This is a genomic window from Gracilibacillus lacisalsi DSM 19029 (genome assembly GCF_000377765.1).
Lineage (GTDB): Bacteria > Bacillota > Bacilli > Bacillales > Amphibacillaceae > Gracilibacillus > Gracilibacillus lacisalsi.
Genome location: NZ_KB898664.1, coordinates 45489 through 71288 on the forward strand (window position 1 = coordinate 45489; position 25800 = coordinate 71288).

Annotated in this window: 41 protein-coding genes and 1 pseudogene; 37 read left to right on the top strand and 5 right to left on the bottom strand. The window is 34.5% G+C overall.

What is annotated here, in order from left to right:
• Positions 1–231: 231 nt before the first annotated feature.
• Genes D569_RS22530 through D569_RS0105115 form a run of 3 tightly spaced genes read left to right on the top strand, consistent with a single transcriptional unit; the run spans position 232 to position 2114 of the window.
• A complete protein-coding gene (locus D569_RS22530) occupies positions 232–585 on the top strand; it encodes a helix-turn-helix transcriptional regulator (protein ID WP_018931325.1) in 354 nt (117 codons plus the stop codon).
• Complete coding sequence (locus D569_RS0105110) at positions 586–1443, top strand: ImmA/IrrE family metallo-endopeptidase (RefSeq protein WP_018931326.1); 858 nt, start codon at positions 586–588, stop codon at positions 1441–1443.
• Positions 1443–2114, top strand: coding sequence for a PIN domain-containing protein (locus D569_RS0105115; protein ID WP_018931327.1), 672 nt, complete (start codon positions 1443–1445; stop codon positions 2112–2114). Before D569_RS0105110 ends, D569_RS0105115 begins: the two co-directional genes overlap by 1 nt.
• A gap of 16 nt (positions 2115–2130) precedes the next feature.
• On the opposite strand, the gene D569_RS0105120 is transcribed toward D569_RS0105115, so the two are convergent.
• From D569_RS0105120 to D569_RS0105130, 3 genes are all read right to left on the bottom strand, one after another.
• Positions 2131–2619, bottom strand: a complete 489-nt coding sequence (locus tag D569_RS0105120; protein ID WP_018931328.1) for an ImmA/IrrE family metallo-endopeptidase — start codon at positions 2617–2619, stop codon at positions 2131–2133.
• Between the two features lie 87 nt (positions 2620–2706).
• Positions 2707–3372: a restriction endonuclease gene (locus D569_RS0105125; RefSeq protein WP_018931329.1), complete on the bottom strand. Its 666-nt coding sequence runs from the start codon at positions 3370–3372 to the stop codon at positions 2707–2709.
• Positions 3373–3376: 4 nt separating this feature from the next.
• Positions 3377–3706, bottom strand: a complete 330-nt coding sequence (locus tag D569_RS0105130) for a helix-turn-helix domain-containing protein (RefSeq protein ID WP_018931330.1) — start codon at positions 3704–3706, stop codon at positions 3377–3379.
• 150 nt (positions 3707–3856) lie between these two features.
• On the opposite strand from D569_RS0105130, the gene D569_RS0105135 reads away from it, so the two are divergent.
• The 31 genes and pseudogenes from D569_RS0105135 to D569_RS0105300 all read left to right on the top strand — a co-directional run bounded on the left by D569_RS0105135 (position 3857) and on the right by D569_RS0105300 (position 22736).
• Positions 3857–4096 (top strand): helix-turn-helix domain-containing protein, encoded by a 240-nt coding sequence (locus D569_RS0105135; protein WP_018931331.1) that lies wholly within the window; start codon positions 3857–3859, stop codon positions 4094–4096.
• 137 nt (positions 4097–4233) lie between these two features.
• The gene (locus D569_RS24575; protein WP_018931332.1) at positions 4234–4392 is read left to right on the top strand and encodes a hypothetical protein; all 159 of its coding nucleotides are present in this window, start codon (positions 4234–4236) and stop codon (positions 4390–4392) included.
• Entirely contained in the window at positions 4392–4565 is a 174-nt protein-coding gene (locus D569_RS24290) for a hypothetical protein (RefSeq protein WP_018931333.1), read from the top strand. The genes D569_RS24575 and D569_RS24290 overlap by 1 nt, the downstream gene beginning before the upstream one ends.
• Before the next feature lie 273 nt (positions 4566–4838).
• Positions 4839–7049, top strand: a complete 2211-nt coding sequence (locus tag D569_RS22535) for a phage/plasmid primase, P4 family (RefSeq protein ID WP_051084504.1) — start codon at positions 4839–4841, stop codon at positions 7047–7049.
• Between the two features lie 130 nt (positions 7050–7179).
• Complete coding sequence (locus tag D569_RS0105160; RefSeq protein WP_018931335.1) at positions 7180–7632, top strand: hypothetical protein; 453 nt, start codon at positions 7180–7182, stop codon at positions 7630–7632.
• Positions 7623–7922 (top strand): hypothetical protein, encoded by a 300-nt coding sequence (locus D569_RS0105165; RefSeq protein ID WP_018931336.1) that lies wholly within the window; start codon positions 7623–7625, stop codon positions 7920–7922. The genes D569_RS0105160 and D569_RS0105165 overlap by 10 nt, the downstream gene beginning before the upstream one ends.
• Before the next feature lie 285 nt (positions 7923–8207).
• Complete coding sequence (locus D569_RS0105170; RefSeq protein ID WP_018931337.1) at positions 8208–8429, top strand: hypothetical protein; 222 nt, start codon at positions 8208–8210, stop codon at positions 8427–8429.
• A gap of 2 nt (positions 8430–8431) precedes the next feature.
• Positions 8432–8569, top strand: a complete 138-nt coding sequence (locus D569_RS24580; RefSeq protein ID WP_018931338.1) for a hypothetical protein — start codon at positions 8432–8434, stop codon at positions 8567–8569.
• Between the two features lie 158 nt (positions 8570–8727).
• Positions 8728–8883, top strand: a complete 156-nt coding sequence (locus tag D569_RS0105185) for a hypothetical protein (RefSeq protein WP_018931340.1) — start codon at positions 8728–8730, stop codon at positions 8881–8883.
• The gene (locus tag D569_RS0105190; RefSeq protein WP_018931341.1) at positions 8883–9098 is read left to right on the top strand and encodes a hypothetical protein; all 216 of its coding nucleotides are present in this window, start codon (positions 8883–8885) and stop codon (positions 9096–9098) included. Before D569_RS0105185 ends, D569_RS0105190 begins: the two co-directional genes overlap by 1 nt.
• Positions 9099–9158: 60 nt before the next feature.
• Positions 9159–9335: a hypothetical protein gene (locus D569_RS24585; RefSeq protein WP_018931342.1), complete on the top strand. Its 177-nt coding sequence runs from the start codon at positions 9159–9161 to the stop codon at positions 9333–9335.
• A gap of 37 nt (positions 9336–9372) precedes the next feature.
• Positions 9373–9567, top strand: a complete 195-nt coding sequence (locus tag D569_RS0105200; RefSeq protein ID WP_018931343.1) for a hypothetical protein — start codon at positions 9373–9375, stop codon at positions 9565–9567.
• Between the two features lie 84 nt (positions 9568–9651).
• Entirely contained in the window at positions 9652–9915 is a 264-nt protein-coding gene (locus D569_RS0105205; RefSeq protein WP_018931344.1) for a hypothetical protein, read from the top strand.
• An 8-nt stretch (positions 9916–9923) separates the two neighbouring features.
• Positions 9924–10988, top strand: a complete 1065-nt coding sequence (locus D569_RS23580; RefSeq protein WP_018931345.1) for a hypothetical protein — start codon at positions 9924–9926, stop codon at positions 10986–10988.
• Positions 10989–11007: 19 nt separating this feature from the next.
• Positions 11008–12483, top strand: a complete 1476-nt coding sequence (locus tag D569_RS23585) for a fibronectin type III domain-containing protein (protein WP_018931346.1) — start codon at positions 11008–11010, stop codon at positions 12481–12483.
• Positions 12484–12485: 2 nt separating this feature from the next.
• Positions 12486–12644, top strand: coding sequence for a hypothetical protein (locus D569_RS24590; RefSeq protein WP_018931347.1), 159 nt, complete (start codon positions 12486–12488; stop codon positions 12642–12644).
• On the top strand, positions 12644–13093 hold the full coding sequence (locus D569_RS0105225) for a hypothetical protein (protein ID WP_018931348.1): 450 nt from the start codon (positions 12644–12646) through the stop codon (positions 13091–13093). The genes D569_RS24590 and D569_RS0105225 overlap by 1 nt, the downstream gene beginning before the upstream one ends.
• Before the next feature lie 273 nt (positions 13094–13366).
• Positions 13367–13507 carry a hypothetical protein gene (locus tag D569_RS24595; RefSeq protein WP_018931349.1) on the top strand — a complete coding sequence of 47 codons (141 nt, stop codon included), beginning with the start codon at positions 13367–13369 and terminating at the stop codon, positions 13505–13507.
• Positions 13508–13510: 3 nt separating this feature from the next.
• Entirely contained in the window at positions 13511–13903 is a 393-nt protein-coding gene (locus D569_RS0105240) for a hypothetical protein (RefSeq protein ID WP_018931350.1), read from the top strand.
• A 19-nt stretch (positions 13904–13922) separates the two neighbouring features.
• Complete coding sequence (locus tag D569_RS24295; RefSeq protein WP_018931351.1) at positions 13923–14078, top strand: hypothetical protein; 156 nt, start codon at positions 13923–13925, stop codon at positions 14076–14078.
• A gap of 59 nt (positions 14079–14137) precedes the next feature.
• Entirely contained in the window at positions 14138–14506 is a 369-nt protein-coding gene (locus D569_RS0105250; RefSeq protein ID WP_018931352.1) for a hypothetical protein, read from the top strand.
• Positions 14506–15132 carry an ATPase gene (locus D569_RS0105255; protein ID WP_018931353.1) on the top strand — a complete coding sequence of 209 codons (627 nt, stop codon included), beginning with the start codon at positions 14506–14508 and terminating at the stop codon, positions 15130–15132. The genes D569_RS0105250 and D569_RS0105255 overlap by 1 nt, the downstream gene beginning before the upstream one ends.
• Positions 15119–15463, top strand: coding sequence for a hypothetical protein (locus tag D569_RS0105260; RefSeq protein ID WP_018931354.1), 345 nt, complete (start codon positions 15119–15121; stop codon positions 15461–15463). The genes D569_RS0105255 and D569_RS0105260 overlap by 14 nt, the downstream gene beginning before the upstream one ends.
• A gap of 15 nt (positions 15464–15478) precedes the next feature.
• Complete coding sequence (locus D569_RS0105265) at positions 15479–15856, top strand: hypothetical protein (RefSeq protein WP_018931355.1); 378 nt, start codon at positions 15479–15481, stop codon at positions 15854–15856.
• On the top strand, positions 15849–16502 hold the full coding sequence (locus D569_RS23590) for a lytic transglycosylase domain-containing protein (RefSeq protein WP_018931356.1): 654 nt from the start codon (positions 15849–15851) through the stop codon (positions 16500–16502). Before D569_RS0105265 ends, D569_RS23590 begins: the two co-directional genes overlap by 8 nt.
• Positions 16499–16642 (top strand): hypothetical protein, encoded by a 144-nt coding sequence (locus D569_RS24600; RefSeq protein WP_018931357.1) that lies wholly within the window; start codon positions 16499–16501, stop codon positions 16640–16642. Before D569_RS23590 ends, D569_RS24600 begins: the two co-directional genes overlap by 4 nt.
• A gap of 130 nt (positions 16643–16772) precedes the next feature.
• A complete protein-coding gene (locus D569_RS0105280; protein WP_018931358.1) occupies positions 16773–17312 on the top strand; it encodes a recombinase family protein in 540 nt (179 codons plus the stop codon).
• Between the two features lie 80 nt (positions 17313–17392).
• On the top strand, positions 17393–18898 hold the full coding sequence (locus D569_RS0105285) for a recombinase family protein (protein ID WP_018931359.1): 1506 nt from the start codon (positions 17393–17395) through the stop codon (positions 18896–18898).
• A 142-nt stretch (positions 18899–19040) separates the two neighbouring features.
• A complete protein-coding gene (locus D569_RS0105290; RefSeq protein ID WP_018931360.1) occupies positions 19041–21620 on the top strand; it encodes an N-6 DNA methylase in 2580 nt (859 codons plus the stop codon).
• An 89-nt stretch (positions 21621–21709) separates the two neighbouring features.
• Positions 21710–21796 (top strand): annotated as a pseudogene (gene gerE / locus D569_RS23920) (spore germination transcription factor GerE); the annotation flags it as partial.
• A 739-nt stretch (positions 21797–22535) separates the two neighbouring features.
• Entirely contained in the window at positions 22536–22736 is a 201-nt protein-coding gene (locus tag D569_RS0105300) for a superinfection immunity protein (protein ID WP_018931362.1), read from the top strand.
• 52 nt (positions 22737–22788) lie between these two features.
• Here the strand turns inward: D569_RS0105300 and D569_RS0105305 are convergent, their stop codons facing one another.
• Both D569_RS0105305 and D569_RS0105310 read right to left on the bottom strand, forming a co-directional pair.
• Positions 22789–23184 carry a hypothetical protein gene (locus D569_RS0105305; RefSeq protein WP_018931363.1) on the bottom strand — a complete coding sequence of 132 codons (396 nt, stop codon included), beginning with the start codon at positions 23182–23184 and terminating at the stop codon, positions 22789–22791.
• Positions 23185–23378: 194 nt separating this feature from the next.
• A complete protein-coding gene (locus tag D569_RS0105310; protein WP_018931364.1) occupies positions 23379–24443 on the bottom strand; it encodes a C45 family autoproteolytic acyltransferase/hydrolase in 1065 nt (354 codons plus the stop codon).
• 259 nt (positions 24444–24702) lie between these two features.
• On the opposite strand from D569_RS0105310, the gene D569_RS0105315 reads away from it, so the two are divergent.
• The 3 genes from D569_RS0105315 to D569_RS24605 are packed head-to-tail and all read left to right on the top strand — an operon-like array spanning position 24703 to position 25734.
• Positions 24703–25032 carry a hypothetical protein gene (locus tag D569_RS0105315; RefSeq protein ID WP_156822892.1) on the top strand — a complete coding sequence of 110 codons (330 nt, stop codon included), beginning with the start codon at positions 24703–24705 and terminating at the stop codon, positions 25030–25032.
• A gap of 52 nt (positions 25033–25084) precedes the next feature.
• Positions 25085–25555 (top strand): GNAT family N-acetyltransferase, encoded by a 471-nt coding sequence (locus D569_RS0105320; RefSeq protein WP_018931366.1) that lies wholly within the window; start codon positions 25085–25087, stop codon positions 25553–25555.
• An 11-nt stretch (positions 25556–25566) separates the two neighbouring features.
• On the top strand, positions 25567–25734 hold the full coding sequence (locus tag D569_RS24605) for a hypothetical protein (RefSeq protein WP_163583348.1): 168 nt from the start codon (positions 25567–25569) through the stop codon (positions 25732–25734).
• Positions 25735–25800: the final 66 nt, after the last annotated feature.

The following is a 25800-nucleotide window of genomic DNA, read 5'->3' on the forward strand; positions in this document are numbered from 1 at the left end:
GTTTTAACAAATTTTTATAAGTAATTCATCAAGACAACTCATTTGGATGCCAAATAAAATTAAATTTGGTTCGCAATCAACATGTATCACAAATGTAATGCAGTATAATTACGAACTGAATGAGAATTATTCAAGTAATAAAAATGTTACATTTTTAATAATTTTTTTGAAAAAAGTTGTATAAATCAACGCGATTGTGTAATAATAGTATTACGAGGGAGGAATGGCAAAATGAATAACCAAATATTAGGTGAAAGGATTCGTTTTGTTAGAATCGAGCGAGGCTATACGCAAGAACAGTTTGCAGAAGTTTTGGATATTTCAAGACAGGCTTATTTAAGGCTAGAACAAGGTAAGCGTACGGTTTCCTTCATTGAGTTGGATAAATTGTCGAAGTTTATTGATGAACATTATAGCATTTTCACAGATGTAGATGACAAAGACTTTTCATTAGGAGCTTTATGTAGAAATGAAGGTTTTTCAGCAAATGAACAACATGCATTTGTAACAATCGAGAGAATATTAGACGTATTTAGCGCTCAGGAAAGACTTTATTACAAAATGAACGAAGGAAGTGAGCAATAGATGTCCTATATGGATGAGAGTTCTATTATTGAGTTAGAAGAACAAGCGGAAGAAGAAGCTGAAAAATTAAGAGCTATCCATAAGTTAGGTATTCGAGGGATTAAAGATCCATTTCAATTTGTGGAACAATCTCTTGGATACCTTTTAATTCGATATCCATTAGGTGAAGACTCCATCCAAGGGTTTGCTACAATACATACTGGTGAAGAATTGATAGTAACTAACTCATCTGAGAGGTTATCTAGGGAAATATTTACGCTAGCTCATGAAATAGGGCATATTATTTTTGATTTTAAAGATAGAAAGCCTAAAATAATACGAGATGTAAAAATAGGTGACTTTGAAAAGGAAAATTATATCGAATATAGGGCAGACTGTTTTGCTGCAAATTTCTTAATGCCAAAAGAAGGCATTGTAAAAAAATTGAAAGAAATGAAAATAAGAAATCAGCGAATCGATTATTTTGATGTGATTCAACTTCAAATTGAGTTTAGTGTTAGTTATAGATCTATGGTAAGAAGATTGCATTCACTTAATTTTATTGACTACTCTAGGGCAACAGAATTATATAATTATTATGAAGAATTGGGATTAAGTTTGAGTAAATTGTTTAAAAGAATTAATGCTGATACGAGATTGTTAGATAGAACTTATGAGATCCACGTTCCATTAAAATACTTTAAGTATCTTCAATCAAATTATGAAAATGGTTATATATCATATGATGTTCTTACAAAGGTATTAGAATCGATAAATGAAACTCCTGAAAGGCTAGGGTTTAATAAAATTTCACATATACAAAGCCAAGAAGATGATGATATTGATATTGATAGTCTTATTAAGGAGTTTGATAACTAGTGCGAAATGCAACAATTGATACAAATATTATAGGTCACCTTTATAGATGCAAAGCAGGTAAATTAATGACAAATTTATTTGAAGTTATTTTTGTAGATGAAATGATCTTAATAGAACTTCAAAAGAATTGTTCTGATATCTATGATGAATTTTATGAGGACGTGATAAACACTGGTTCTTGTTATAAATTAGTAACAGGTGAAATACTAAAAGATCAGAATTTGTATTCAGTGTATGAAGCACAACTAAAGGATTATAATGATTTGTTTTTTCCTCAAGATGAAGGAGAGAAAAGAGCTATTGTGCTAGGTCAAACATTTGGGGCTTTCTATTTATTAACTGATGATCAAAAATATATGGATGGACCTGCTTATATGATTCAAAATGAAATTATAAAAGACATGGAGTCACTAGCATTTTGGGAATTGATTTTTTTAAACGTACTTTGCGACTATATATCATTCGATCAAGCAAAAGAATACTATGACATTATTTCTAACAAGGGATTTACTGATGGATATAAACCGGATTTTACTCAAAAAACTAAACAGGCAGTTAGAAGGTTATCAAAACAAGAATGGTTTAGATTATGGATAAAGGATCAAAATATACCAGAAAAAAGAATAGCTGATTATTTAAGATATGCAAAAAGTATTGAACTTATTGCATAAAATAGAACCCGGTAATTTACATAATTGCCGGGTTTTTTAGATGTCGATTTCTGTTAATTCCCTCGAGCCTTGCCTTTACTATACCTGGATTAATTTTAAAAGATTGTGCCATATCATTAACAAGATAATTACTTTTAAAATCAAATAAATGTAGCATATGAAACGGAATAGCAGCATAACGTGTAAAACGTTTAGCATCCCATTCTTGGAGATCACGAAATGCTTTAGGCATGATTAGTTGCGATCCACAGTGTCTTAGAATATGACAGAGCTCATGAAAAAATTGTTCGTGTTGTTCCTCGATTTTTAACCTAGAATCAATACTGATGATTTTACTTCTACCATATGTAAAAGAATAAGAGCGTTTCTCTCTAAATCCAAGCTGAATTTCAAATGACCGAGCAATCTTGTGAATATCCATTTGTGAAGGAGTAGTAATTCCTTTCTTTAAATAATGATTAGCTATCCATTTTTCTAGATCGAATGGCTTATATGTGTAGGACATTTTAATCACCTCTGTTACATTATACGAACAAACGTTCTTTTTATCAATAAAAAAATACCAGTTTTTTCACTGGCATTCTTTATGTATTTAACTGATCTTCTTTAGTTTTTGTTTTCTCCATTCACCTATAAATTGTTCTACATGTAATCCATGCCACATTTTCATACCAGTTTCTTGACCGAACTCTTTAGCACTCCTAGTATAGTTACTAGTTGTTATAAAAAATGTTCCTGGGGTTTTATAGAATCTCTTTCCACCTTCTAGTTTTATTAAGTCAGCGTTACTTACATTATTACCTACTTTATATCTTTTACATTGAACTGCCATTTGCAACCCATCTTTAGGATCACGAACAATAATATCTACACCGTGATCACCAGCCCGTCCAATATGTTGGGGTTTATATCCCTTATCTTCGAAATACATTATACATAACTGCTCGAACTCTTCACCAGTTAATGACTGAAAATCAGCTTTCAATAAATAGTTCTTATCCTTTGTGCTTATTTTTTTTGAGACGGTTTTATTGGTAGCAGTTTTTTTGTTTGTTACCTTCTTTTTAGGTTTTCGCTTTGTCCGTTTAACTGGAATTATCCAACTCAATATAGCAGTAATAATCCAAGGCACTATTAAGGCTGCGAAGAAAAATATGAAATGTAATTCAAATCTGTTTATGTACCATATTGCTAATCCAGAAATTATTAAGATAATTCTGATTAAATGCAATATGCTATCCCTTTGTTTGGCTGTCAAAATGCTATTCCCCTCTTTCTTGTTTTGCTTTCCACTTTACATAGTCTATATGACGCTTAATATCGTCAATTTCCTCTTCTGTCAAACCTTCCATATCGAAGAAGAATAAGTTTTCGCTTTCAGCTTCTTTTTTTCTTGATGAGCCATTAATTAAATAATCAATGGAAACATCATAGAGATCTGCTAACTTATTTAATGTTTCATAATCAGGAGTACGTTTACCACTTTCATAACTAGAAAGTGTATTATTTCTTACTCCTATTTTCTTTGCAACTTCATTTTGTCTTAAATCATTTTTTTCACGGCACTGTTTTAATCGTTCATGAAATTCCATAAAGCACCTCCATATAATTTATATCTTAACATTATTTCTCTATCTGAGAATTTTTATTCACGAAATGTGAAAAAAATATTGACATTCACGTTTTGTGAATGTATATTATAAGTGTAGTTCTCATTATGTGAATGAATGTGAGGTGAATACATGAGAAAAATAGGGACTAGAATTAAAGAAATTAGAAAGTCAAAGGGATTAACTCAAGCCTTTGTATCCAAGAGATTAGGCTATAAATCTCCATCCATGCTTAGTGAGATAGAATCAGGAAAAAAAGGTTTGGATGCAGATAAAATACCATTGGTAGCAGGTATACTAAATGTCGATATATGTGAACTTTTTTTTGAAGATAAAATTCACGAAATGAGAACTAAAGATAAAACAGCGTAACCTGTTATTACTATAGAACAATTAAAATAATAATTTAATTAACAAAAAACTACCACAAGTTTCCATATTCACAAATAACAAAAATATGGTTAGTCCACATATTGCTGCTGCATATGTTAAGAACAGGGGTGATACAAATGGCAAAGCAAACAACCAAGAGAAAAGTCACTTATAAGATCAGAAAGGTTACTTATGGCGATATGCCAAGAGAGGAAGCATTTGAAAAAGCCTTAAAGCCGTATTTTACACCAGAAGTTATTCCAGATAATCCACAAGAAAAGGTGATGAATGCTTAATGCTAGGGTTTCAAAAATATTTATATACCGTTGTTGCTGAAATTGATGGATGGACGATAGAGAAAACTTTTGAATCAGATGTGACCTTACCGAAAAATGAAGTTGCGAGGAGAGGTTTTGACTTATTTGGTCTAAATGCAAAGCTAATCGGCTATAAAATGAAAACAATTTAACTAAAGCGGTGAAAACTATGAAATTAGAAAACTGTCAGAAAAAACAACACTTAATAAATTTAGTGAAAGATCTAAAGAAGCAAGGAGTAAAGATCGATTTTGCAGTGAAGTTTATAGAAAAGTAGGTGAGAGGGTTGAATGATAAAGACATAAAAAGTAGCAAGTGCGACCACACACTTACTACAAAGGAAAATTAATTCACTTTAACTTTATCATTCTTCTCCTATTTTTTAAAGTCTTTTTACTAGTTTTTTACAAAGAAAGGGGAAAAATATGAGTTTGGCGATCGCACCATTGAATCTAACAAGTCTATCAAGTCTCTTTCCATCAGCAGAAAAACCATTCAAAGTAATTAAGCTGATTGGTTATTCCTATATAAATAAAAAACAAGACTATAGCGTTGCAAAGCGTCCGTTTATGAAGAAATGGCAAGATTTGAATGTGCCAGGGTTAGATGAACATGAAACAACACAATGGTTGAATCAAAAAGGATGGACAGGCTTAGTAATTCCAGATGGCTATGACGTTATTGATATCGACGACCAACAGGAAGGACAAGCCATATTTGAAGCACTTTTTGCAGCTGATTTTCAATTTCACGCGATTAAAACTGTTCGAGGTTATCAGTTCTTTTTTAAGTCTACAGGTAAAGTGAGAGGTCAAGATGCAAAGGTACTAATGGCAGGTGGTTTTGTAGGTGATTATCGCCTTTCTGGTAGGGGACAAGTTGTTTTGCCAAGTGAGAATACTGAAGGTCGTGAGTGGGTACATGTTGCCAGTGGTGAGTTAGACGAAATGCCAATCTTTTTTGAACGATTAAAAAAATTAAGTAATGAAAACGATCGTCCATTCTTTTTGCCAGTAAATGAGGGTTCACGTAATAACACTCTTTATAGTCATTGCTGCCGGTTGATTGAGTTTGGGTATTCGCAAAAAGATGTATTATACATTGTTAGTTTTTTAAATCGATACTTCTTTATGCCGTCTATCGATCAATCAGAATTTGCAAATACATTACGCAGCGCATTTCAATTTGAACCATCCGGAACGAACTATCCAACAAATGGAACAGCACCACCTAAAGATTATCCATTACAGGCTGTAACTAATGAGAATAAGTCACGATTCAATCTCACAGAAATGGGAAATGCTGAACGGTTGGTTTATCGGAATGGTGAAGATTTAAAATATTGTGTTGAGTTTGAAGAATGGTTGATTTGGAATGGATCAACATGGATTGAAGATCGAAAAAGAAGAATAGAGCGTATTGCTATAAAAACATTTCGAGAAATGTATGGAGAAATCCAAGACTTAACAGATACGGATGAACGGAAAAACCTATGGAAATGGGCGCAAAGTAGTGAACGCAGTTCCGTTTTTCTTAATAGTATTGCTAGAGCACAAGCTATGTTGCCAGTATCACAGGAAGAATTAAACAAAGACAAATTTAAATTAAATTGTGCTAATGGTGTTGTGGATCTAAAAACCGGTCAACTACTTAATCATGATCGAAATATGTTGATGACGAAAAATACACACATTACTTATGATCAGAATGCTGAGTGTCCGAACTGGTTAGCTTTTTTACAAAGCATTTTCAAAAAAGACAATGGAGAGATCAAATTTGAATTGATTGACTTTATTCAAAAATCAATAGGATATGCCTTAACTGGAGACACAAGCGAACAAGTAGCTTTTTTCTTATGGGGAACAGGTCGAAATGGCAAAAGTACGCTAATAAACATTGTAAAGGATTTACTAGGAGATTACAGCAAGCAAACAAATGCCGATACGTTTACTACTAGAATCAATGAAGGTGGTATTAATAACGATATTGCTAGGCTACATGGATCACGATTTGTATCAGCTGTAGAAAGTGAAGATGGTCAAAAGTTATCCGAAGCCCTAATTAAGCAATTAACTGGTGGTGAACCGATCACCGCACGTTTTCTAAGAAAAGAGTTTTTTGAGTTTATGCCTGAATTCAAGATTTTCTTTACAACCAACCACAAGCCAATTGTAAAAGGTGATGATGAAGGGATTTGGAGAAGAATTAGGCTGATACCTTTTGATCGTACTATTCCCAAAGAAGAAGTGGACAAAGATTTACCAGAGAAGTTACATGATGAACTACCCGGCATTTTAAAATGGGCTGTTGATGGCTGTTTGAAATGGCAACAGGAAGGATTAGGAGAACCGGAAGAAGTGAAGAACGCAACAGACGAATATAAAGAGGAAATGGATCTCTTAGCTAGTTTTTTAAGTGAATGTTGTGTAATTAATTCAGAAGCTAAAGTCCAAGCTAATGAATTGCACAAAGAGTATTTAACTTGGGCTGAATCAGTAGGGGAATATCCAATGAAAAAGCGTTCGTTTAATAATCGTTTAGTCATGAAAGGTTTTCAGAAACGTAAGTCTACAGGTAATAAATTGTATTTTTTTGGTATTGGTTTACGTTCTGATTTTGATGAAGATATCATTTAAAGTTACTTAGTTACTTAAAGTTATCTATTTTACGATAACCACCTATAGAAAAAACTATTAAGAGAGTAACAAGAATTTAAGTAACTATTGGTAACTAAGTAACTCAAAAGTAACTAGAGGAGGTAAATATATGTTAAATACCCTCTTAGATGAACTATATGTAAATAATATACAAATAATACTACATGACAATAAAAAATTAAAACTAATATATAACAAAAATAATAACATAGAAAAATTAAAACAAAAAATAAAACAAAAAATAAAACATAATAAATTAAAAATAATCACTAGATTACAAGAAAACAAAAAAGCATGTGACATAGGTTTCAATATCTATGGTCATGGCGATCTTTATGAGTTTCGCTATGGCTATGGCTCTTATTTATATATAGAAAGGCATGAGAATGAATTGGTTAGCGTTTATAGGCTTAATTACTTTAAAGGGGGTGTAAAACCCTACAAGGTTAAAATTATCCGTGAGAACTGTTCCTTTGAACGAGGTTTTAATGATGCAGTTGGATTTATCCAATGGCTAAAAAAAGACGAAAAACAGGTTAGGAGTGATTCAAGATGTTTCTAGGTAGAGTACGAGCAAAAGGAAAGACGTATTTATATTTGAAAAAGTATTGCATAAGAGAAAACTATGAAGCAAACGCAACCATTATTTACGCATTTGGAAGAATTGATAATGCATTAAGTAAGATGTATGAATGGAAAAATGATTTTTCCAGCTTTCCACTAGAATTAAAACAACAGGGTTGCACCAAAAAAGATTTATTGAGTTGGATTGACACGTTAGAATCTGGCATACATAAAAGGTCAGGGAGATCATTTATTCATCAACAAAATATCTATGAATTTACAAAGTGATTTCCATTCAATCCAAGTGAAAACGTGCAGTATTTTAATATAATATATATATTAATTTTTGCACGCCTTTTTGAATGAGTCACCAAGATAATGCACCTTATATTTTTGTTAAATGAAATAGAAATCGCTTCTGAGTTTGGAGCGATTTTTTTGTTTTGAAAGATATTTTTAGAAAAAGTTTTATCATACATATGTTTGGTTTTATCATATGTAATGCTTAAAAATCGTGATAACTTTGAATGTAGTTAAAGCAATTTAATCTCATTGCTTTAGGAAGGTGAATGCATGAATAACGAAGAATCCCAAGATGACCAAATAATAGATTCTATGTCTAGTGATCCACAAGTAGTAGTTCCAGTAGATACACGTGAAATGACATTGTTTGAAACAGATTCAGGTGTTATTCATATCATCCATGAGATCACACTAGGCGAGTTAATAACGTCGACATTAATTATTTTGCTACTGGTATTAATGTTAATTAGTCACGTTATCAGGAGGTTTTAAAGGTGTTTGAGATCGTAGACTATACCGTATTAGAAATAGTATTGGTTTACATAGCTTTTTTATCAGCTTGCCTTTTGATCTTCCCACTTATTCGTCTAGTATTAACAGCATTTGAAAGGGGATCTGGTCTATGGAGGTAGGCGGTTTAATGGCGCAAGCCTTCAAGGTTTTACTTGGAAACCCGGACATAATGGCTGTTGTTATAAGTTGGGGCATGTTTTGCTCTCTCCTTTTTACAGTCATTGGTATTTATCGATTTGTTAAAGATAATTAAGTGAGATAAAAAGGAGGTAACAACATGCAAGGGGTTTGGGATTGGGCTTTCTTTTGGGATGCTTTTGAATTTTTTATGAAAACAGTAGCGCCGTTCCTTATGTTAATTGTAGCGGTGGTATCAGTTGGTTTGTTGCTACTAGTAGTAATTAGAGCCGTTAGAAACGGAAGGGACGCATAATGCTTTATAGTATCACTTTTTGGACTAACGATAACATGGCGAAATTTTGGGACTATGTCCAAATGTTATTAGAAACCATTCAACCAGGTATTATGCTTACCGTTGCTATTGTATTAGTAGGATTATTGATCGGTGTTATCGTTCGATCTTTCAAAAAGACAGAGGACGACGAAAACAACGATCGAGATTATGAAATAAGGCGCTATAATCGTTAATAATCGGGTTTTACCCGATATTATATAATTTTAAAATTTTATTAAGGGAGGAATTTAATAATGAGTATCGATTGGACAGGTTTAACATTACCGTTTGATGTAGGAGATTTAATCGCAAGTGGTAACGGACTTTTAGGAATGATTGGAACTTTCGTACTTTTAGCACTAGCATTCGTATTCGTTCCAAAAGTTATCACTTTGATTCGTCAGTCATTTTCAGCTGCCAGAGGTAAATAAGCCTTTAATTCTATTTTAGAAAGCGAGGTAATACAAGATGGAAGAAACAACACCGACTGGAATTGATTGGTCAGGTCTTTCGTTACCTTTCAATGTAGGTGACTTAATTTCAAGTGGTAATGGTCTTTTAGGAATGATCGGGGGCTTTGTGCTTTTAGCACTAGCATTTGTATTTGTTCCAAAAGTTATTACGCTTATCCGTCAATCATTTTCAGCAGCAAAAGGAAATTAATTTTTAAAGGATGGCAACAAAAAGCCGGGTAGATAGTTTTAAATGCTATCCTCCCGGCTTTTTGTTTTGAAAGGAGGGTAAACAATGGGGATTGATTTTTCTAATTTGTCGTTACCGTTTGATGTAAGTGATCTGATTTCAAGTGGTAATGGTTTATTGGAATTGGTTGGAAAATTTGTTCTTATTGGTTTGGTGTTTTATTTTACACCACTAATACAAGGTTTAGTTACTAAGGCTCTAAGTGGAGGCAATGTAAATGGTAAGGCTCATGCAGAAAGGGAATATAGGGAACATTTAGTATCACAACGGAGAAGAAACAGAAAAATAGCAAGTGCATTCAGGAGGTAAATGGAATATTGAAAAAGATTTTACCTTTGTTTCTATTAATATTTATAGCTTTACCAGTTAATGTTTTTGCTGCCGGAATAACTAGCAGCGAATATAACAGTAGCGAGGATATTTATTATGTATACCTGGACTTATCCGGGGTTGATACATTCACTATTACACAAGACAGCACCGGGGCAAGTTGGGACTATGAGACAGTACCAGGAACAAATTACACGACACTAACGTGTAACGGCTCCTTTACCTATACGTTTTACGATTCATCCGGCACATTACTAGCAACCGATAGCGTTACAGCTTCCGGGATTCAAGAGCAAAATTCAGCTTGTGAGGATGAACCGGACGACAGCACAGGCGGTAATGATAGTGGAGATAATAGTTATTGTGGATGCATTTTCCGTACACCAGGATGGGAAGAATACCTGGATAAAATAGACGACGTTATAGGGGCGATTCCCCCGGCTCCTAATTGGGGCAATGTTGCCGATACGTTTAGGGATTCGATTGTGCCGAGTTTAATAGGTGGAATAGAAAACATGCTAGGAAGTCCACCTGGTCAAATGTCTGCGCCTGGTTATCCGTCAGACCTGGACGACGGTAATTTACAAGAGCCAACCGGACAGGAAGACCCAGGGCTTGAAGGGTTCGACGATAGCGACATTAAAGGTCAAGCGCCGGATGTAGAATTCCGAGAGGATGAAAGCGGCGGCTTTGACATTGACAATCCTATAGACGCTATGCCGGAGCAAGAGGTATTTGAACCGGAAGAACCCGAAAACCCAAGACCGGAAGACCCGGAAGAGCCAGAGAACCCAACACCAACACCGGAGGAACCGGAAAACCCGATACCAGGAGAACCGGAAGAACCCGAAAACCCAGCACCAACACCAAGCGAACCGGATAACCCGGCTCCTGTACCGGAAGAAGGAGACAACCCAACACCGATACCGGAGGAAGGGGAAAACGAAACCCCAACACCAGGAGAAACAGAAGGCAGTTTCCCGATACCTGGAGATAGTGAGGGTGGTTATCCAATGCTAGGAGAAAATAGCGAAGGTTTCCCAATGCCATAAAAGAAAGGAGAGTGTATAAATGAAAAAATATATTGTATTACTTTTTGGTCTTTTATTGTTCTTAATGCCATTTAGTAATGTTTTCGCAAATGATGAACTAGATAGTTTAAATAGTGGTCATGGTGTAGGTTTATTGTACGACCCGAACGACAACGCAGTAGATGGTGATGATAGTACAGCTAGAAGTATATCTGGTAGTACTGTCGTTACTTATGAAATTGAACCATCAGACATAACACATTACTATTTAAAAACAAGTAATGGACGTGTAGCCGTAAGACTAGTGGACGGTGCCGGAAATGAAATAAAAACCTTTAGTGATAATGGATATAGAGCATTTAACCCGAAAATTGAAGACGTACACAAAGTACAAATATATAACGGTGGAAACTTGACATATGCAGCTTATTCATTGGAAATATACGGGCACGAAGCCGGGCTTGATGTAGAACCACCTGAAGAGGTTGGCAACTTAACGGCAGAAGAAGACAACGAAACAGTTACGTTAAATTGGAGCAATCCAAATGATGAAGACTTCTCCGGCATACAAATCTATCAAGATAACACTTTGATAAAAGAAAACTTAACAGGTACTAGCTTTACTATTAATGATTTAGAAAATTTCACAGAATACACTTTTAAAATAACTACCGTAGATACAACCGGGAATGAATCTAACGGTAAGACGATAACAGCAACACCTTACGAATGGATAGACAGCGACGGCGACGGAATACCTGGCCATGAAGACGAATACCCGGACGACCCTTTAAATGGTCAGCCGGACAGTGATGGAGACGGAATACCGGATAGCGAAGACGAATACCCAGACGACCCGGAAAATATTCCACCACCGGAAACAGCCGAAGAAGTGCCGGAAGTAGAAAGCTTAGAAATTGAAGCAACACCGGAAAGAGTAGACTTGTCCTGGAACAACCCACCAAAGTATTTTGGGAAAGCGACGATCTACCGGAAAACGACCGGAACCGTTACAAGTTTCAATATAAATGATCTTAATCCTTTTGCAGCACAAACCGTTTATGCTGCCGAAGATTACGAGCCGTTATTTGAAACAAATGGGACAACCTTTGCCGATCTTAGCGTAAACGAAAACGAGGAATACGAGTACAAAGTGACTAACACGTACAACGGTATAGAAAGTAATGGGGTAACGGTGCAAACCACCATCCCGGAACCCCCACTTGTTGACACTTCCGAAATGACGTTGCCGTTTGGTGTAGAAGGATTGATAGAAAGTGGTAACGGCTTATTACTATTGATCGGTGGCTTTGTGTTATTGGCATTAGCTTTTATCTTTGTACCGAAAGTAATAGCAGCTATAAGGCAATCCTTTTCCGGTAGTAATGGAGCAGCACAAACAGCAGCACCAGGAACCAGGTTAACCGAAAGACAACAAAAGATAGTGACCGGTCAGAAACAACGAGAACCGAGAGCGCCACGTATACCGAGGGAACCCAGACAAGGGAGGACATAACTATGAATAGCGATTTACTACAAGCGACAATAGAAGTGGTTTTTATGGGGCATATGATGTATGTTGCCCCCTTTCTTCTCCTTATGATGTCGATTTTGTTTATTGATAGGATTGTAGACTTTATTAAATCGATCGTAGCAAGCAAAAGGACAGGTTACTAATGGGGATTATAGGTGATGTTTTATCCTGGATAGGTAATTTAATATGGGGCGCTATTCAATGGCTGTTAGAGGGCATAGGAAACTTTATTCAAACGCTAATAGATATTATCGTAGCCTTTTTCCAAGTTATTTATGACCTTATCCAGGGCTTTTTTTATTTGCTCTATATGATCGGTGTACTAGCCGTTAAGCTGTTTCATGTGTTACTGGAAGCCGGAGGGCTATTGTGGTCGCTTGCGGTTGGATTTGCTCGAACATTAGGAAGTTTAGCTTATAGTCCACGATCTAGTGGCGGTCATGGTTATTCCGATATGGTAGGGCGATTATTTGATAATCTCACACCGTTACAACTAGAGCCGATAGCTTACATTTTATTGTTTGCTATATGGTTTACTACAGCAATCGGAGCCATGAAATTAATCTCAAGCATACGAGTGGGGGGCGATTAAAATTGATGCACTAGAAACAATTAAAAGTTTTATAGATAAGATATTTCAACCTCCTATTGGTTTTCTTGATCTTGCTATTGAAAGAATCCAGGGCGTTCAATTAGTGACAGCCCAGGGCATTGACATAGGTTCATATTTTGCAGTATTTGGAGACTTGCCTGGTGTATGGCAAATGGTAGTCTCTTCTATTTTGCTCTCTACTGTGCTGTTGGGCACACTATTAATCTTTAGATCAGTTATGAGAATGTATTATAGCGTGAAAGAAGGTGTTAAGTGGTGGTAGACGCATTTTTCTATATGTTTGTTGTAGGAGCCGGGACAAGCGCCGGGGTTGCAAGTGTTGTCTTTGTCTCCTGGAAGGTATACCAACGATCAGCTAATAAACAACCAAAAAGAAAACGAAAGGTAGTGTAATAAATGGCATTATTGAATCGAAAAAAGACAGAGGATGAATTTAACCTAGAAACGGATGACTTACTAATAGTTTTTGATAACGAAAAGAAAACGAGTGACATTAAGCATGTAACAGATATTACAGACGATTCTGTTATTTGCATGGGGTACTATAAAGTGCCCTTGTCAGATTGTGAGATTACAGTAGGAGAAATGGGGCGCAATTTCTTTTATCGTGCACCTTCTCGATCTGTAGAGGAAACAGAACGACTTGCACAATTAGAAATGAATACCGTACTTAGTCAGATCACAGCATATCAGCCCCCGGCTTTGCCTAGTAGTTTGGATTGGACGAAAGGAATATTATTCGCTTTGATCTTCATTGCATTTATTATTATCGCAGTTGTAGCAACTTAATAAACCAGGAGGGAAAAACATGGACGAATCAATGTATCGACTATTATATGAATTAAAAGGGATGGTTACTTCTACTTTGGAAGCGTCCGAATATTCCGACGAGGTGTTACGACCTTGCTTAGATTTAGTAGAAAACAAACTAATAGAGATTTTCGAGAAAATACCGCATGAGTAGTGTTGCTAGAAGGCTCTCAGGCTTAACGAAATTAAAATAGAAAGGTAGTTGGTCACTCAATGCAAAATACAGAGCAACAAAATGCACATTCAAACGCTGATAAGCTGCAATCTGTAATAAGTGATGATCTTTTCCCTCAGGTGCAGCACATATCAGACGTAAAACAAGTGATCGAGGAAATGCAAGGCAAATCACAGAACTTACGAGAACCACAGGTCAAGGCTTTGCTTTTCCTAGAACGATTAGGGCAAAACGAATATTTACACAAGGACGGCAGCCCCTATAAAGACTTAATTGAATATATCAAGAAACAAGGTAAAACAGACGTTGCAAACCCGGAATATTACCTAGACACAATCGAGGCATTAATACCGAAACCACCGAAACAGATCGTTATGGCTCCGGATGGAAAGGGGGCAAAACGATAATGGCACACCACTTTTTCATACAAGGACCACTTGGGGGCGGTAAAACCTTTTTAATGTCGCTCCTGGCTCACCATTGGAAAGCAAAAACCGAAGCCCAGGGCGGACGAGTAGAACTGTTCAGTAATTACGAACTTGCCGACAGTTACCCCATGACACACTATACAGACTGGTACAAGGTAGCCGAAGCGCAAGGCTCTATATGTTGTTGGGACGAAGCGCAAATGGCTTTCAGCAATCGTAAGTGGAGCAAATACGGTCAAGGAATAGCCACAGAAACCATGATGTTTACTAGAAAAATGCAATCGGTGCAGTTTTATTGCAGCCCTTCTATAAACAATGTAGACAGCCGTATAAGGCAAATTGTAGAAGTGCTGATCACAACTAGAAAGATTGGAGATAAAGGATTCTCATTGCATTTCATGGACTATCAAACCAGGGAGTTTTTACACAAACAATTTATACCTATGTGGAAGGCTAAAAGATTTTTTAAATTAAATTTATATGATTCCTGGAACATGGTACAAGGTTTTCCTTTGCCTGGCACTGAAAGAGAAGGAAAAGAGTTTTTTGAAACGTTAAACGACATTCACGACGAAGCAAGGGGGAAAATACGTGTTAGAAATTAAAGAGATTAGCATAGTGCCGAAAGGTTACAAGAAAAAAGACCCTAGAACGCTTCCGTATTTATACCCGGAGACATTAAATGTTGTTGCTTACGCTAGAAGTTTACAGCGGTTTACGTTTTATCAGACTTTAGAAGTAGCCGAGGATTTAGCAAAGCGCCAGGGTTTTATCTTGCTTCCGTTTGGTTGTATCCATTGGCAACGAGCCAAAAATTACGGTGCAGATCGAAAAATAAAGATCGGCAGAAGATCATTTTTTCTTATGAAGCCAGACGAACTTACGAAAGGTGAGAAACGAAAATTAGTGATGTATATAGAAGATTTAAAAGCGTAGGGAGGATCTTTATAGATGTTATTAAGACTAGATCACAGCGAAACAGCCTTATTATTGGCTCATATGGCTATGACAAGAAAAAGTGCTAGAAACACTTTCAAAAGAAACCATAAGAACGTAAAGAAAGAGTTGCTGCAATCTTTTGACGAGGTAAAAGCAAACCTGGAGTACGTCATAGAGAATACGGAAGAAGCAAGCGACCAGGTGTACGATTTTTATTTTAACGTAAGAGAAATAAAAATGATCTATTCTTTTCTTGCTAGTTATATTTCTTTGATTTCCGATACAGTCAAGAAAGCTGGAGTAAAGGACGGAGACAAGGAACAAATAGAAGCACTGGAGAAAGTCAAAGAACAATCTTACAAGCTGTTAGAAGGTGCTAGCGTTGTATAAAACATTCCTTCTATCAATTATCGGTTTTTTGTTGTATGTTTTCCCGGTTGCTGCTACTGATCTACACGACCAGGAACAAAAATATAAAAGAGAACTGGAAGAGATTGAAAAGCAAATAGACCAGACGAAAGACAAAGAGGAATTAATAGAGTTAATCAGGAAAAAAAGCGAAATAGCAGCTTATAAAAGGGCTTATAGTAAAGCAATAGAATATACGCAAGAAAACACGTTTACAGCCGTATATAATCCCAATACTAGCCACGATCTACAATACATTGATTTATACAAGCAAGCAGCAGCCCAATACAACATAGATTGGACATTGCTTGCTGCTGTTCACGACCAGGAGACTAACTTTTCTAGTCATGCAACTATGATAAGCAGCGCCGGGGCATTAGGGCATATGCAATTTATGCCTGGAACGTGGGAGCATTACGGTGTAGACGCAAACGGAAACGGTAAAAGAGATCCGTTTGAGATCGAGGATGCTATTTTTTCGGCTGCCAATTACTTAGCAGCAACCGGAGCAGCCAAAGGAGATATAAAGAGTGCATTGTGGGCTTACAATCACTCTACACAGTATGGTTTAGAAGTGATGTCGAAACAAGAATACTATAAAAACAATTACCAGGAGGAAAGAGAATGACTATAGGTAAAATAAGAACGATCTTATACAAGCTAGCAAAGTTTTTAGGAGATGTTAATGCAATACGAAGAGGAAAAGTAAAACAGCGTATCAAAAATAGAGTTGTTGGTAAGTTTGCAGCAAAAAGATTATTTAAATAGGGCTAGAATTAGCCTTTTCTTTTTTATTAGTGGTGTCATAACTTACAAGTATTGAACCAATTATAAAGTGGTTAATAGATCGGTATTCTAAGAGGTATCAAAACTTAGTGTCATAAGTGGGGGGATAAAAATGAAATACGGATACGCGAGAGTATCTACTGTTCATCAAGATTTAGAAGGTCAGATCCAAAAGCTAAATGAAGAAGGTTGCGAGAAAATATATAAGGATAAATTTACTGGAACTAAAAGGGATCGTTCGGCATTTAGTGAATTGCTCCAGGTCTTAATTAAAAATGATACCTTAGTTGTTACGAAATTAGATCGGTTTGCTAGGTCTACAGTAGATGGAATCAGTACGATTAAACAGTTATTTGAGAAAGGTGTTAAGGTACATGTGTTAAATATGGGATTGGTGGAGGATACCCCAACAGGAAGGCTTATTTTTAATGTGATGAGTGCTTTTGCAGAGTTTGAAAGAGATATGATTGTTGAACGTACACAAGAAGGAAAACAGGTCGCTAAGCAACGTGATGATTTTCGGGAAGGTCGCCCAAAAAAGTACAGCAAGAAACAAATTGAACATGCTCTTATGTTAAAGAAATCTTACTCATACAAACAAGTTGAGGAAATGACCGGTATAAGTAAGAGTACATTAATACGGTCTAAATAATTTTTGAATAAAAGGAACAAATGTTCTATAATTATTTTGTTATCACATTAATATGATATGTATAAAGCGAGGTGTTATAAGTGGAGAAGGATGAACAACTTACAACTTATCGTGAATACCCTTATTTAGTCTATGCCAGGGTATCTACAGATAAAGACGAGCAAAAGGATTCATTAACCAATCAAGTTGATATTTGCCGCTACTGGTTAGAACAAAATCATTTTGAATGGAATGACAGATCCATTTTAGAAGATAAAGCAAAGTCAGGTACAATGTTTCTCGAACGAACAGCTATGCAGCTAATACTAAAAAAAGCACGAAACAGAGAAATTAAAATGGTTGTGTTTAAATCAATACATAGGCTTGCCAGAGATTTAAAAGACGCACTAGAAATCAAAGAGGTTCTATTAGGTCATGGTGTACGTGTTGTAACTATTGAAGAAGGCTATGATAGCGAATTTGAAGGCAAAAATGATATGAAATTTGAAATGTTCTCTATGTTTGCAGCACAATATCCTAAAACACAATCGGTATCAATCAGTGCTGCACTTGCCGCTAAAGTTAGAAAAGGACATCATATCGGCAAAATTCCATATGGTTATGATCGTGTAAATCAAAAATTAGTTATCAAAGAAGATGAAGCAGCAGTTATAAGGAAGATTTTTGACTGGTATAATAACAAAGGATATGGACAAAAAACAATTACAAATAAACTTAATGAAGGTTTAGAAAACGGATCTATATTACCACCTAAATCAGGTGGAACTTGGCAACTTACTTCAGTTCAACGGATATTAAAAAACCGTACATTTTGTGGGGATTTCATCTTGAATCAATACACTAACATAAAAGTGGATGGAAGAAAGAAGCAAATAAAAAATCCAGAATCAAAATGGACGATTATTAAAGATCATCATCCTGCTATTGTGTCCAGAGAAGAGTTTGAGAAGGCTAATAATAAAGAAGTAGTTAATAAAAGACGAAAAGTAACGCCTTGGAATGAATTTCGAGGACTTATCAAATGTGGTCATTGTGGAAGTAATATGGTTGTTATGCAAAGTTGGAAAAAGAAGAAAGATGGATCTAAAACATATTGGAAATATTTAAAATGTAGTAAATATAGACGATCTAATAAGTGTATCAATCATCCGCCAATTACTTATGAGAGTTTCCGTGAAATGATTCTTGAAAGATTAAAAGAAGAAACGAAAAAAGAAAGTTTTAACTTAGGTAGTGAAATAACTGATTATACACATGATAAGATTAATCAGTTGAAACGGAAAATCAAATTAATTAATGAAAAAAAGGAAAGGCTACTAGATATTTATTTAGATGGGCTATTGAATAAATTTGAATATGATAAAAAAAGAAATAATTTGCAGAATGATCTTGAAAAGTTGGAGAATGAACTGTACATATATAATAATAAGGAGAAACAGGATATGGAGATTCAGTACATTAAAAATGCCATTGAAGCTTTAAATAATACTAATAAAGACTTGTATAATGTTTTTAATGCTTTGATTGAGTATGCTATTATATTTGAGAATGGATGTATTGAATTAAAGTACACATTTTACAATTGAAATATCAAATGTTGAGTTACCTTAATTCATAGCAGTTTGTTTAGTATGTTATTATATAATAGTGATTAATAGATATTTAATATTTATTCACTTATTGAACATTTGTATGTTGATAAACATTTTTAAAAAAAGGGGTATAGGCATGGCTGAAATTAATTATAAACCAGAACTATTAAAGTCAGAGGACGATGTGGAAAATAAATTTATTCAGGAGCTATTCACTAAGATATTGAAATATGAACTTCATGAAGACTTAAAATGGAAAGTGCCTGTTACTTACCAAGAAGGTAGAGAAGTTAAAACCAAAATAGCAGATCTAGTTGTTTATAAAAATAATGAACCTGTAATTGCTGTAGAAGCAAAAAAACCAACAGAATCAATAAACAAAAATATAGGGCAAGTTGATTCTTATTCCGCAAAGTTAGAGGTTAGATATAGCGTAATCACAAATGGAAGGAGTTTTATTTTAAGAGAATACCTTGCGGGAAACAAAAAAATTAATCTTGTGGAAGAAACAATTTATAAGCTTCACAATAAAAACTATAATTCTTTAATAAATATATTAGCAAAAGAAAACATTAACTTAAATGAAACAAATAAACTTCAAGAAGAACCAAAAGTTACTAATGAAATTACCGATTATCGAAGATTTTTTCGATCTATACACAATATTATTAGAGATAACGAAAAACTTGATCCAGCTGGGTGTTTTGATGAATTCAGTAAAATACTTTATTTAAAAATGGCAGATGAACAATATAAAAATGAGGGTATGGATAAATATCGTTTTAATATTACTACCTATAAAAGTTCAGCAAACTCAATGAAATTAATTAATGATTGGTTTGAAACTGCAATGAAGACATTCTATTCAGATGTATTTGAAGAAATACCACAATTAGAAGTTAGTGTCGAAACATTAGAAAAAGTCTTAAAAAAACTAGAAAACTTTTATATGAAAGATGGGAAAATGGATATAAAGGGAAGAGCGTTTGAAGAGTTCCTACCTTCGCAACTTCGCGGAAAAGGTCTCGGTCAGTATTTTACTCCAAGAAATATAGTGGATTTTATGGTTGAAATTGCTGATGTGAGTATGAATGATATTATAGTAGATTTTGCATGTGGTTCAGGAGGTTTTTTAATAAAATCTTTTGATAAAATGAAACAAATTTTAAATAGCTTACCGGAAAAAACATTCAATTCAATTGGAACAACTAAATTAGAGTTCGAAGAAACATTAAAAAAAGAGCAAATATTTGGAATAGATGCTGAGCCTAGGGCTGTAAGAGTTGCTAAGATGAACATGATGTTGTGGGGAGATGGAAAGCGTATCGTTAGAGGAAATGGCTTAGCACAAGATGACTGGAAAGGTGATTTATATTCGTTAAAAGAATTCGATCCAGAAATAGAAGGTAGTGGATGTACCCTAATTCTAGCAAATCCTCCATTTATAAAGGAGAAAGATTCAAAAGTTTTATCACAATATGAGATATCGGAAGGACGAAAAAGCATAGATGCTCAAAGTTTATTTGTAGAAAGAGGAATTAGATTATTAAGGCCTGGAGGTCGAATGTTGATCGTATTACCAGAAGGGGTACTATCAAATGAAGCTTCATTAAAAACCAGAGAGTATATACTAAAAAATGCGTTTATAAAAGGTATATTTGAACTACCTACACATACTTTTGTGCAAAGTGGTGTAGATACAGTGAATACGGTAATATTATACATTGAAAAATATGAGCTTGAGCTTAAAGAAAAGGTTAATAATGTTATTTCTTCTGCAAATGGTCCCGCTGAAAATATAAATATAATAAAGCAGCTTGAAGAGATGAATTATGAAATTTTTATGTCATCAGTTGAAAATGTTGGTTTTGAGCCCAATGGAAGAGTGTTTGTAAAAAAAGGTGAGAAGACGGATTTAGATATGATATTGAATATTTATAAAAACATGGAAATAAATAATGAAAAAAAAGATTTGATGGTCAGCTCTTTAAAAAAGTTAAAAAATCCAAAAAAACAATATAGAGGTAAAGTAAGTAATTATGATGCGATGTTAATAAATCTCAGGGAAACAAAATTAAGACTTGACCCTTCCTACTATTTATTTTGGAAAAATATTGGTGACAACTTTAATAATTATGTCCCTTTAAAGTATTACAAAATAAAATTCCATACCGAAAGAGTAAATCTTTCTACTGAAGAGGAAATTGATAAAGAGTATGCTGTCTATGGAGTGGACAAGAATAATCCTTTTAATCAACTAGTTTTTAATGAAATACAGCTAGGAGAAGATCTAATCGTAGAAAATTCTAAGAAGAAAATTGCTCCAAAAAATTCTATTGTATATAATCCTTACCGAGCATCTATAGGCAGCTTTGCATATGTACCAGAAGAATTTGATAATGCATTGGTTAGTGGAGCATATACTATTTTTACTACAGAAAACTTTGATGAAAGATTGCTTGTATACTTATTTAAGTCTCCAATATATAATCAATATATTAAAATTTTATCGACTGGATCGGTAAGAGATAATTTTGGAAAAGAAGAATTAAAAAATATACTAATCCCTAAACTTTCATCAAATGAACAACAACGTATTTTAAAACAATTAGAAGAAAAGAATAGATCGATACGTAGTAAATATGATGAGTTAAATGATGCTAATTACTCTAAAGTTAACTATATCTACGATGAATTAAGAAACTCACAACAATAATTTGGTTTTAACAAATTTTTATAAGTAATTCATCAAGACAACTCATTTGGATGCCAAATAAAATTAAATTTGGTTCGCAATCAACATGTATCACAAATGCCATGCAGAAGCTGGGTGTAAAGGGGCGCTCACAAGCTGTAGTGGAGTTATTGCGAATGGGCGAGTTAGAGCTTTAGATGAAAACCAGTTATTCTACAAAGGAATAACTGGTTTTTCTGTGGTTAGGAATTCATTTGAGAAGTAGTGGTTGGTATTTGTGGTTTATGATAAATATTCCAAATCCACTTTATGACAAAATACATTAAAATTATATTTGCAATGAATGCGAAGATGTTAACTGAATATGAATTGTTTATAGAAAGATGTTGTAAAAGGAAGCCAGAATTATTCTCACTGTAGATTGTAATAAACGGAAATGGAACACCAAAAGTATAAGTATATTTTGTTGTATGAAGTAATGTGGGTGTTTGATCCGGTATGATCGTTGATAGAAATAAAAATACAGCAGTTGCTATTAATAGAATCCATTTACTTAATCGATGTCTTTTTATTACACGGAATAAAAAGAATCCTAATAATATAAATGCAACAGAATACATGAAGATGTTCATGAATGTAGAATTGATTTTTAAAGCAATAGAAGTTATTTGAATAAAAGCACCACAGCCAATTAAAAGCAGAAACATAAAAAGAAACTCTATTACGGATTTTATTATGTCTCGCACCATTACCTCTCCTTTTAGAATAAAATGGTATAAATGTATTAAATTATATCAAAAGGTTACTACTATTTTCATCAATCAAGAATGAGCTTAAGCGTGCGCTGAAAACCAGTTATACAATATTTTACAAGTGAACTATTTTTAAAGTAAAATCAAAAGGAAATTATAAATAGAAAACTAGGGGAGCATTAGTATGGAGGTTTTATTAACCATATTTGTATTTACAGCACAAGTTTTTATTTATTTCATACCAAGTATTTTAGCTACTAAAAAAAATAAACCTAACAAAATAATTGTATATATTATTAACCTTTTCTTAGGTTGGACTCTACTCGGTTGGATAGCTGCACTTTATTTAGCGTTGAAAAGTAACCCTGGAAAGATCAATTATTGATTTTTATGTATGGATATGAATTGCTACATATTATAAAAGAGTTAAAGAATCATCAATCAACAAGTCCATTTCCAATATAATCTAGAGTTTCTAAATCAGCATATACAATCATATTATTAGGCATACCTGTATTTTTTGTAGGATAATCAATCAAATAAACTTCCTCCCCTTGATATGATTGATCATCTAGGTGAATGATCATATTTTGGTTTAAAGTAATTTTGGATACGTTGCCATCTTCCCAAGTGCCATTAACCCATTCTTTCTGCTCAGCTGATAGTTGGCTCCAAACAGTCTTTTTAACTTCAACTATGTTGGTTTTACTCGATTGTTTGTTGTGTTTACCCATATGTTGGTTAGCATAATCATTTGCATATTGTGAATTAGAACACGCGAAAAGTCCAAACAAAAGAATAGTGGATAAAACAAATAGACTAATTTTTCCCATTATCCAAACCTCCCTTATTAACTTAGTCGTCTGATAGTTTGATTAAGTTACAAAAATGTATCGAATTTATCGAAATGACAAAAAAGAAGGACTTTGCTGTCAATAATCAGGATATTTCACTATGTCGAATTACTCTGTTAACGTGTTAAATTAAAACCAGTTACCCGGATAAGGAGTAACTGGTTTTATTCATGCTAATTTTTAAACCAATCCGCTTTTTCCATATGTAGAAACGGAATATCCGTATCAACCTTTCCTTCAATTCGTACATTGGAAAAATCGGTTCCAGCTAACCACTCAGCAAAATCAAACTCAGTCGGCTTTTGATCACCACCTAATGCAAGCCATGAAGCTAATGACTGAGGGAAGTATGCTGATGTATGAATCGTTCCAGCCCAATTACGATATTGATTCGAAAACAGCTCTTGATCAGAATCGTTCAACATCCGGAAAGCTTCGAGTCCAGATAAATCATGATTTTGTTTGTTATTCATTGCATTTAACCTTTTGTTGGAATCATCTAAGAAATGGCGGTTTTCTTTAGTCATCATTTCAAAATGATTAGTACAAGTATTTCCTTGACGTACTTGTACACCTCGAGGTGACGTTTCTACAATCGAAGCCATATTACTTTTTCCATCGAAGAGTATATAACTAAATGAACCACGATGCCGAAGTTCTTTTAATAAGGAAACTGCTTCTTCCACATTAGCGCATAATTCTAGAACAAGTCTTCCCACCATGTGACAAACAAATCCGTCACCAGGGCGTTTTCGGTTAATAAATGTATAGCCTAAAGTAAGTCCCTTTTCGTTCATTCCGTCAGATCTTCCTGAAACTCGTTGACTGACACCAATTGTCGCATAACCATGATCTGTTGGTTGATATACAACGTAACGCCCATCATAGGTTTTCGGGTGATAATCATAATTACGGATCATATAATCTTTTCCGATAAAAATAGAACAACCGGATTGCTGTAGTTTCAAGCGATAGCCGCCAAACTCTAACAAAACGCGTTCCATTGGCCAGCCCAGTGCATCTCTTAACCCTTCCATTTCGTCCCAGATAGAGGAATTAAAACGTCTATATATGGCTTTTGCTGCATTCTCGTCAATCCGAAATCGAGGAATTCTTACTTTCCATTGTCTATTTCGATTTTGCACAAGAAAAGAGTTTTTTAATTTTTGACCTTGTATATAGCCTAGCTCATAATGCGAACCACGAAACTGGATCACATCTGTATAAATTTGTTTCATTTTACTGCACCTCAATAAGTATGTAAATTTCAATCAATACTCTTCATTATAATCTAATATGAGATTATTGAAAATATAGAAGAACTGTATAATAATGGGGGAGACTATTCCGACAAAACTTAAGCTTAGGGGGGATTAGTTGCAGTTTACATTTAATCCTGATGTTAAATGGAAGAAATACAGTGTCAATTGATTTCTATATGTAATCGCTGTTGTTGTGACTGTGGTGAGCACATTTTCTAACATGTTAGAGATAGGCATGATCCAGTTAATTATCGGCCTTATCTTGCAGTTGTTAATTATTTTATTCGGTATAACTCGGGTTATGTTTTATTATAAAATGCCCAATAAAGTATATTTACGTTTGGAAGAGAACTCTATCTCATTGTATCGACCAAATTTGTTAACCAGAATAGAAATTAAATTTCGTAACATTGAGCGTGTAGTTGAGATGGACGATATGTTTTTATTGGTGCAGGATAACGGTAAAGAAGAGCATATAAATAAGGTGTGGTTAGCGGAAGAGGCGATCATGATGTTGAAAAAAGAATTAAAATTTATCTTTAGTGAAAGGGCAATTCTTACTTGAAGAATATCGAAGTACAGCAACACGAAAATGAATAAAAGGAGTTTGATGTGTATTGGAAAATGAGATACTATTCAGGCAAGCAGAAGCAAAAGATTTGGATAAAATTGTGAAAATGTTAGCGGATGATCCACTAGGTAAAACACGTGAAAATTATAGACATCCTCTACCAAAGCAATATATTAAAGCGTTTGAAGCGATACAATCAGATCCCAATAATGAGTTAATGGTGGCTACTTTGGAAGGAGATATTATTGGAGTACTACAAATTACATTTACCCCTTACATAACGCATCAAGGGGGATGGCGAGCAACGATTGAAGGGGTGCGGACTGATGAGTCAGTAAGAGGGAAAGGGATCGGAACGAAGATGATTACGTGGGCAATTGAGCGTGCTAAATCCCGAAATTGTCACTTAGTTCAACTAACAACAGACAAATCAAGAACAGATGCTTTAAGGTTCTATGAAAACCTTGGTTTCAAAGCAACACATGAAGGCTTAAAATTAAAACTTAACAGGCGTTAAAAGGAATACCATTGAGTAATTGGCCATATGTCTTGTACGCTTTGGTGCTTGGAATCATATCGATTGTAACAGGTGAAATAGTAACTTTTGTGATGTTAGGCTTAATTTTAATCAGCCTGCAAAATATCCACCGTGTACTGAAGGAATTAGTTAAAATCAATCAAACAGATACTAAATAACTATCTACATCATTTATCCGCTGTATATATGGGTTACCTTTTTTAAAAAAAGATGATTTCCTTGCA

Excerpts from the sequence above, each read along its gene's own strand:
- D569_RS22530 (WP_018931325.1), top strand. The coding sequence starts at position 232 with ATGAATAACCAAATATTAGGTGAAAGGATTCGTTTTGTTAGAATCGAG.
- D569_RS0105110 (WP_018931326.1), top strand. The coding sequence starts at position 586 with ATGTCCTATATGGATGAGAGTTCTATTATTGAGTTAGAAGAACAAGCG.
- D569_RS0105120 (WP_018931328.1), bottom strand. The coding sequence starts at position 2,619 with ATGTCCTACACATATAAGCCATTCGATCTAGAAAAATGGATAGCTAAT.
- D569_RS0105130 (WP_018931330.1), bottom strand. The coding sequence starts at position 3,706 with ATGGAATTTCATGAACGATTAAAACAGTGCCGTGAAAAAAATGATTTA.
- D569_RS0105135 (WP_018931331.1), top strand. The coding sequence starts at position 3,857 with ATGAGAAAAATAGGGACTAGAATTAAAGAAATTAGAAAGTCAAAGGGA.
- D569_RS24575 (WP_018931332.1), top strand. The coding sequence starts at position 4,234 with ATGGCAAAGCAAACAACCAAGAGAAAAGTCACTTATAAGATCAGAAAG.
- D569_RS24290 (WP_018931333.1), top strand. The coding sequence starts at position 4,392 with ATGCTAGGGTTTCAAAAATATTTATATACCGTTGTTGCTGAAATTGAT.
- D569_RS22535 (WP_051084504.1), top strand. The coding sequence starts at position 4,839 with ATGAGTTTGGCGATCGCACCATTGAATCTAACAAGTCTATCAAGTCTC.
- D569_RS0105160 (WP_018931335.1), top strand. The coding sequence starts at position 7,180 with ATGTTAAATACCCTCTTAGATGAACTATATGTAAATAATATACAAATA.
- D569_RS0105165 (WP_018931336.1), top strand. The coding sequence starts at position 7,623 with ATGTTTCTAGGTAGAGTACGAGCAAAAGGAAAGACGTATTTATATTTG.
- D569_RS0105170 (WP_018931337.1), top strand. The coding sequence starts at position 8,208 with ATGAATAACGAAGAATCCCAAGATGACCAAATAATAGATTCTATGTCT.
- D569_RS0105185 (WP_018931340.1), top strand. The coding sequence starts at position 8,728 with ATGCAAGGGGTTTGGGATTGGGCTTTCTTTTGGGATGCTTTTGAATTT.
- D569_RS0105190 (WP_018931341.1), top strand. The coding sequence starts at position 8,883 with ATGCTTTATAGTATCACTTTTTGGACTAACGATAACATGGCGAAATTT.
- D569_RS24585 (WP_018931342.1), top strand. The coding sequence starts at position 9,159 with ATGAGTATCGATTGGACAGGTTTAACATTACCGTTTGATGTAGGAGAT.
- D569_RS0105200 (WP_018931343.1), top strand. The coding sequence starts at position 9,373 with ATGGAAGAAACAACACCGACTGGAATTGATTGGTCAGGTCTTTCGTTA.
- D569_RS0105205 (WP_018931344.1), top strand. The coding sequence starts at position 9,652 with ATGGGGATTGATTTTTCTAATTTGTCGTTACCGTTTGATGTAAGTGAT.
- D569_RS23585 (WP_018931346.1), top strand. The coding sequence starts at position 11,008 with ATGAAAAAATATATTGTATTACTTTTTGGTCTTTTATTGTTCTTAATG.
- D569_RS24590 (WP_018931347.1), top strand. The coding sequence starts at position 12,486 with ATGAATAGCGATTTACTACAAGCGACAATAGAAGTGGTTTTTATGGGG.
- D569_RS0105225 (WP_018931348.1), top strand. The coding sequence starts at position 12,644 with ATGGGGATTATAGGTGATGTTTTATCCTGGATAGGTAATTTAATATGG.
- D569_RS0105240 (WP_018931350.1), top strand. The coding sequence starts at position 13,511 with ATGGCATTATTGAATCGAAAAAAGACAGAGGATGAATTTAACCTAGAA.
- D569_RS24295 (WP_018931351.1), top strand. The coding sequence starts at position 13,923 with ATGGACGAATCAATGTATCGACTATTATATGAATTAAAAGGGATGGTT.
- D569_RS0105250 (WP_018931352.1), top strand. The coding sequence starts at position 14,138 with ATGCAAAATACAGAGCAACAAAATGCACATTCAAACGCTGATAAGCTG.
- D569_RS0105255 (WP_018931353.1), top strand. The coding sequence starts at position 14,506 with ATGGCACACCACTTTTTCATACAAGGACCACTTGGGGGCGGTAAAACC.
- D569_RS0105265 (WP_018931355.1), top strand. The coding sequence starts at position 15,479 with ATGTTATTAAGACTAGATCACAGCGAAACAGCCTTATTATTGGCTCAT.
- D569_RS24600 (WP_018931357.1), top strand. The coding sequence starts at position 16,499 with ATGACTATAGGTAAAATAAGAACGATCTTATACAAGCTAGCAAAGTTT.
- D569_RS0105280 (WP_018931358.1), top strand. The coding sequence starts at position 16,773 with ATGAAATACGGATACGCGAGAGTATCTACTGTTCATCAAGATTTAGAA.
- D569_RS0105290 (WP_018931360.1), top strand. The coding sequence starts at position 19,041 with ATGGCTGAAATTAATTATAAACCAGAACTATTAAAGTCAGAGGACGAT.
- D569_RS0105300 (WP_018931362.1), top strand. The coding sequence starts at position 22,536 with ATGGAGGTTTTATTAACCATATTTGTATTTACAGCACAAGTTTTTATT.
- D569_RS0105305 (WP_018931363.1), bottom strand. The coding sequence starts at position 23,184 with ATGGGAAAAATTAGTCTATTTGTTTTATCCACTATTCTTTTGTTTGGA.
- D569_RS0105310 (WP_018931364.1), bottom strand. The coding sequence starts at position 24,443 with ATGAAACAAATTTATACAGATGTGATCCAGTTTCGTGGTTCGCATTAT.
- D569_RS0105315 (WP_156822892.1), top strand. The coding sequence starts at position 24,703 with ATGATCCAGTTAATTATCGGCCTTATCTTGCAGTTGTTAATTATTTTA.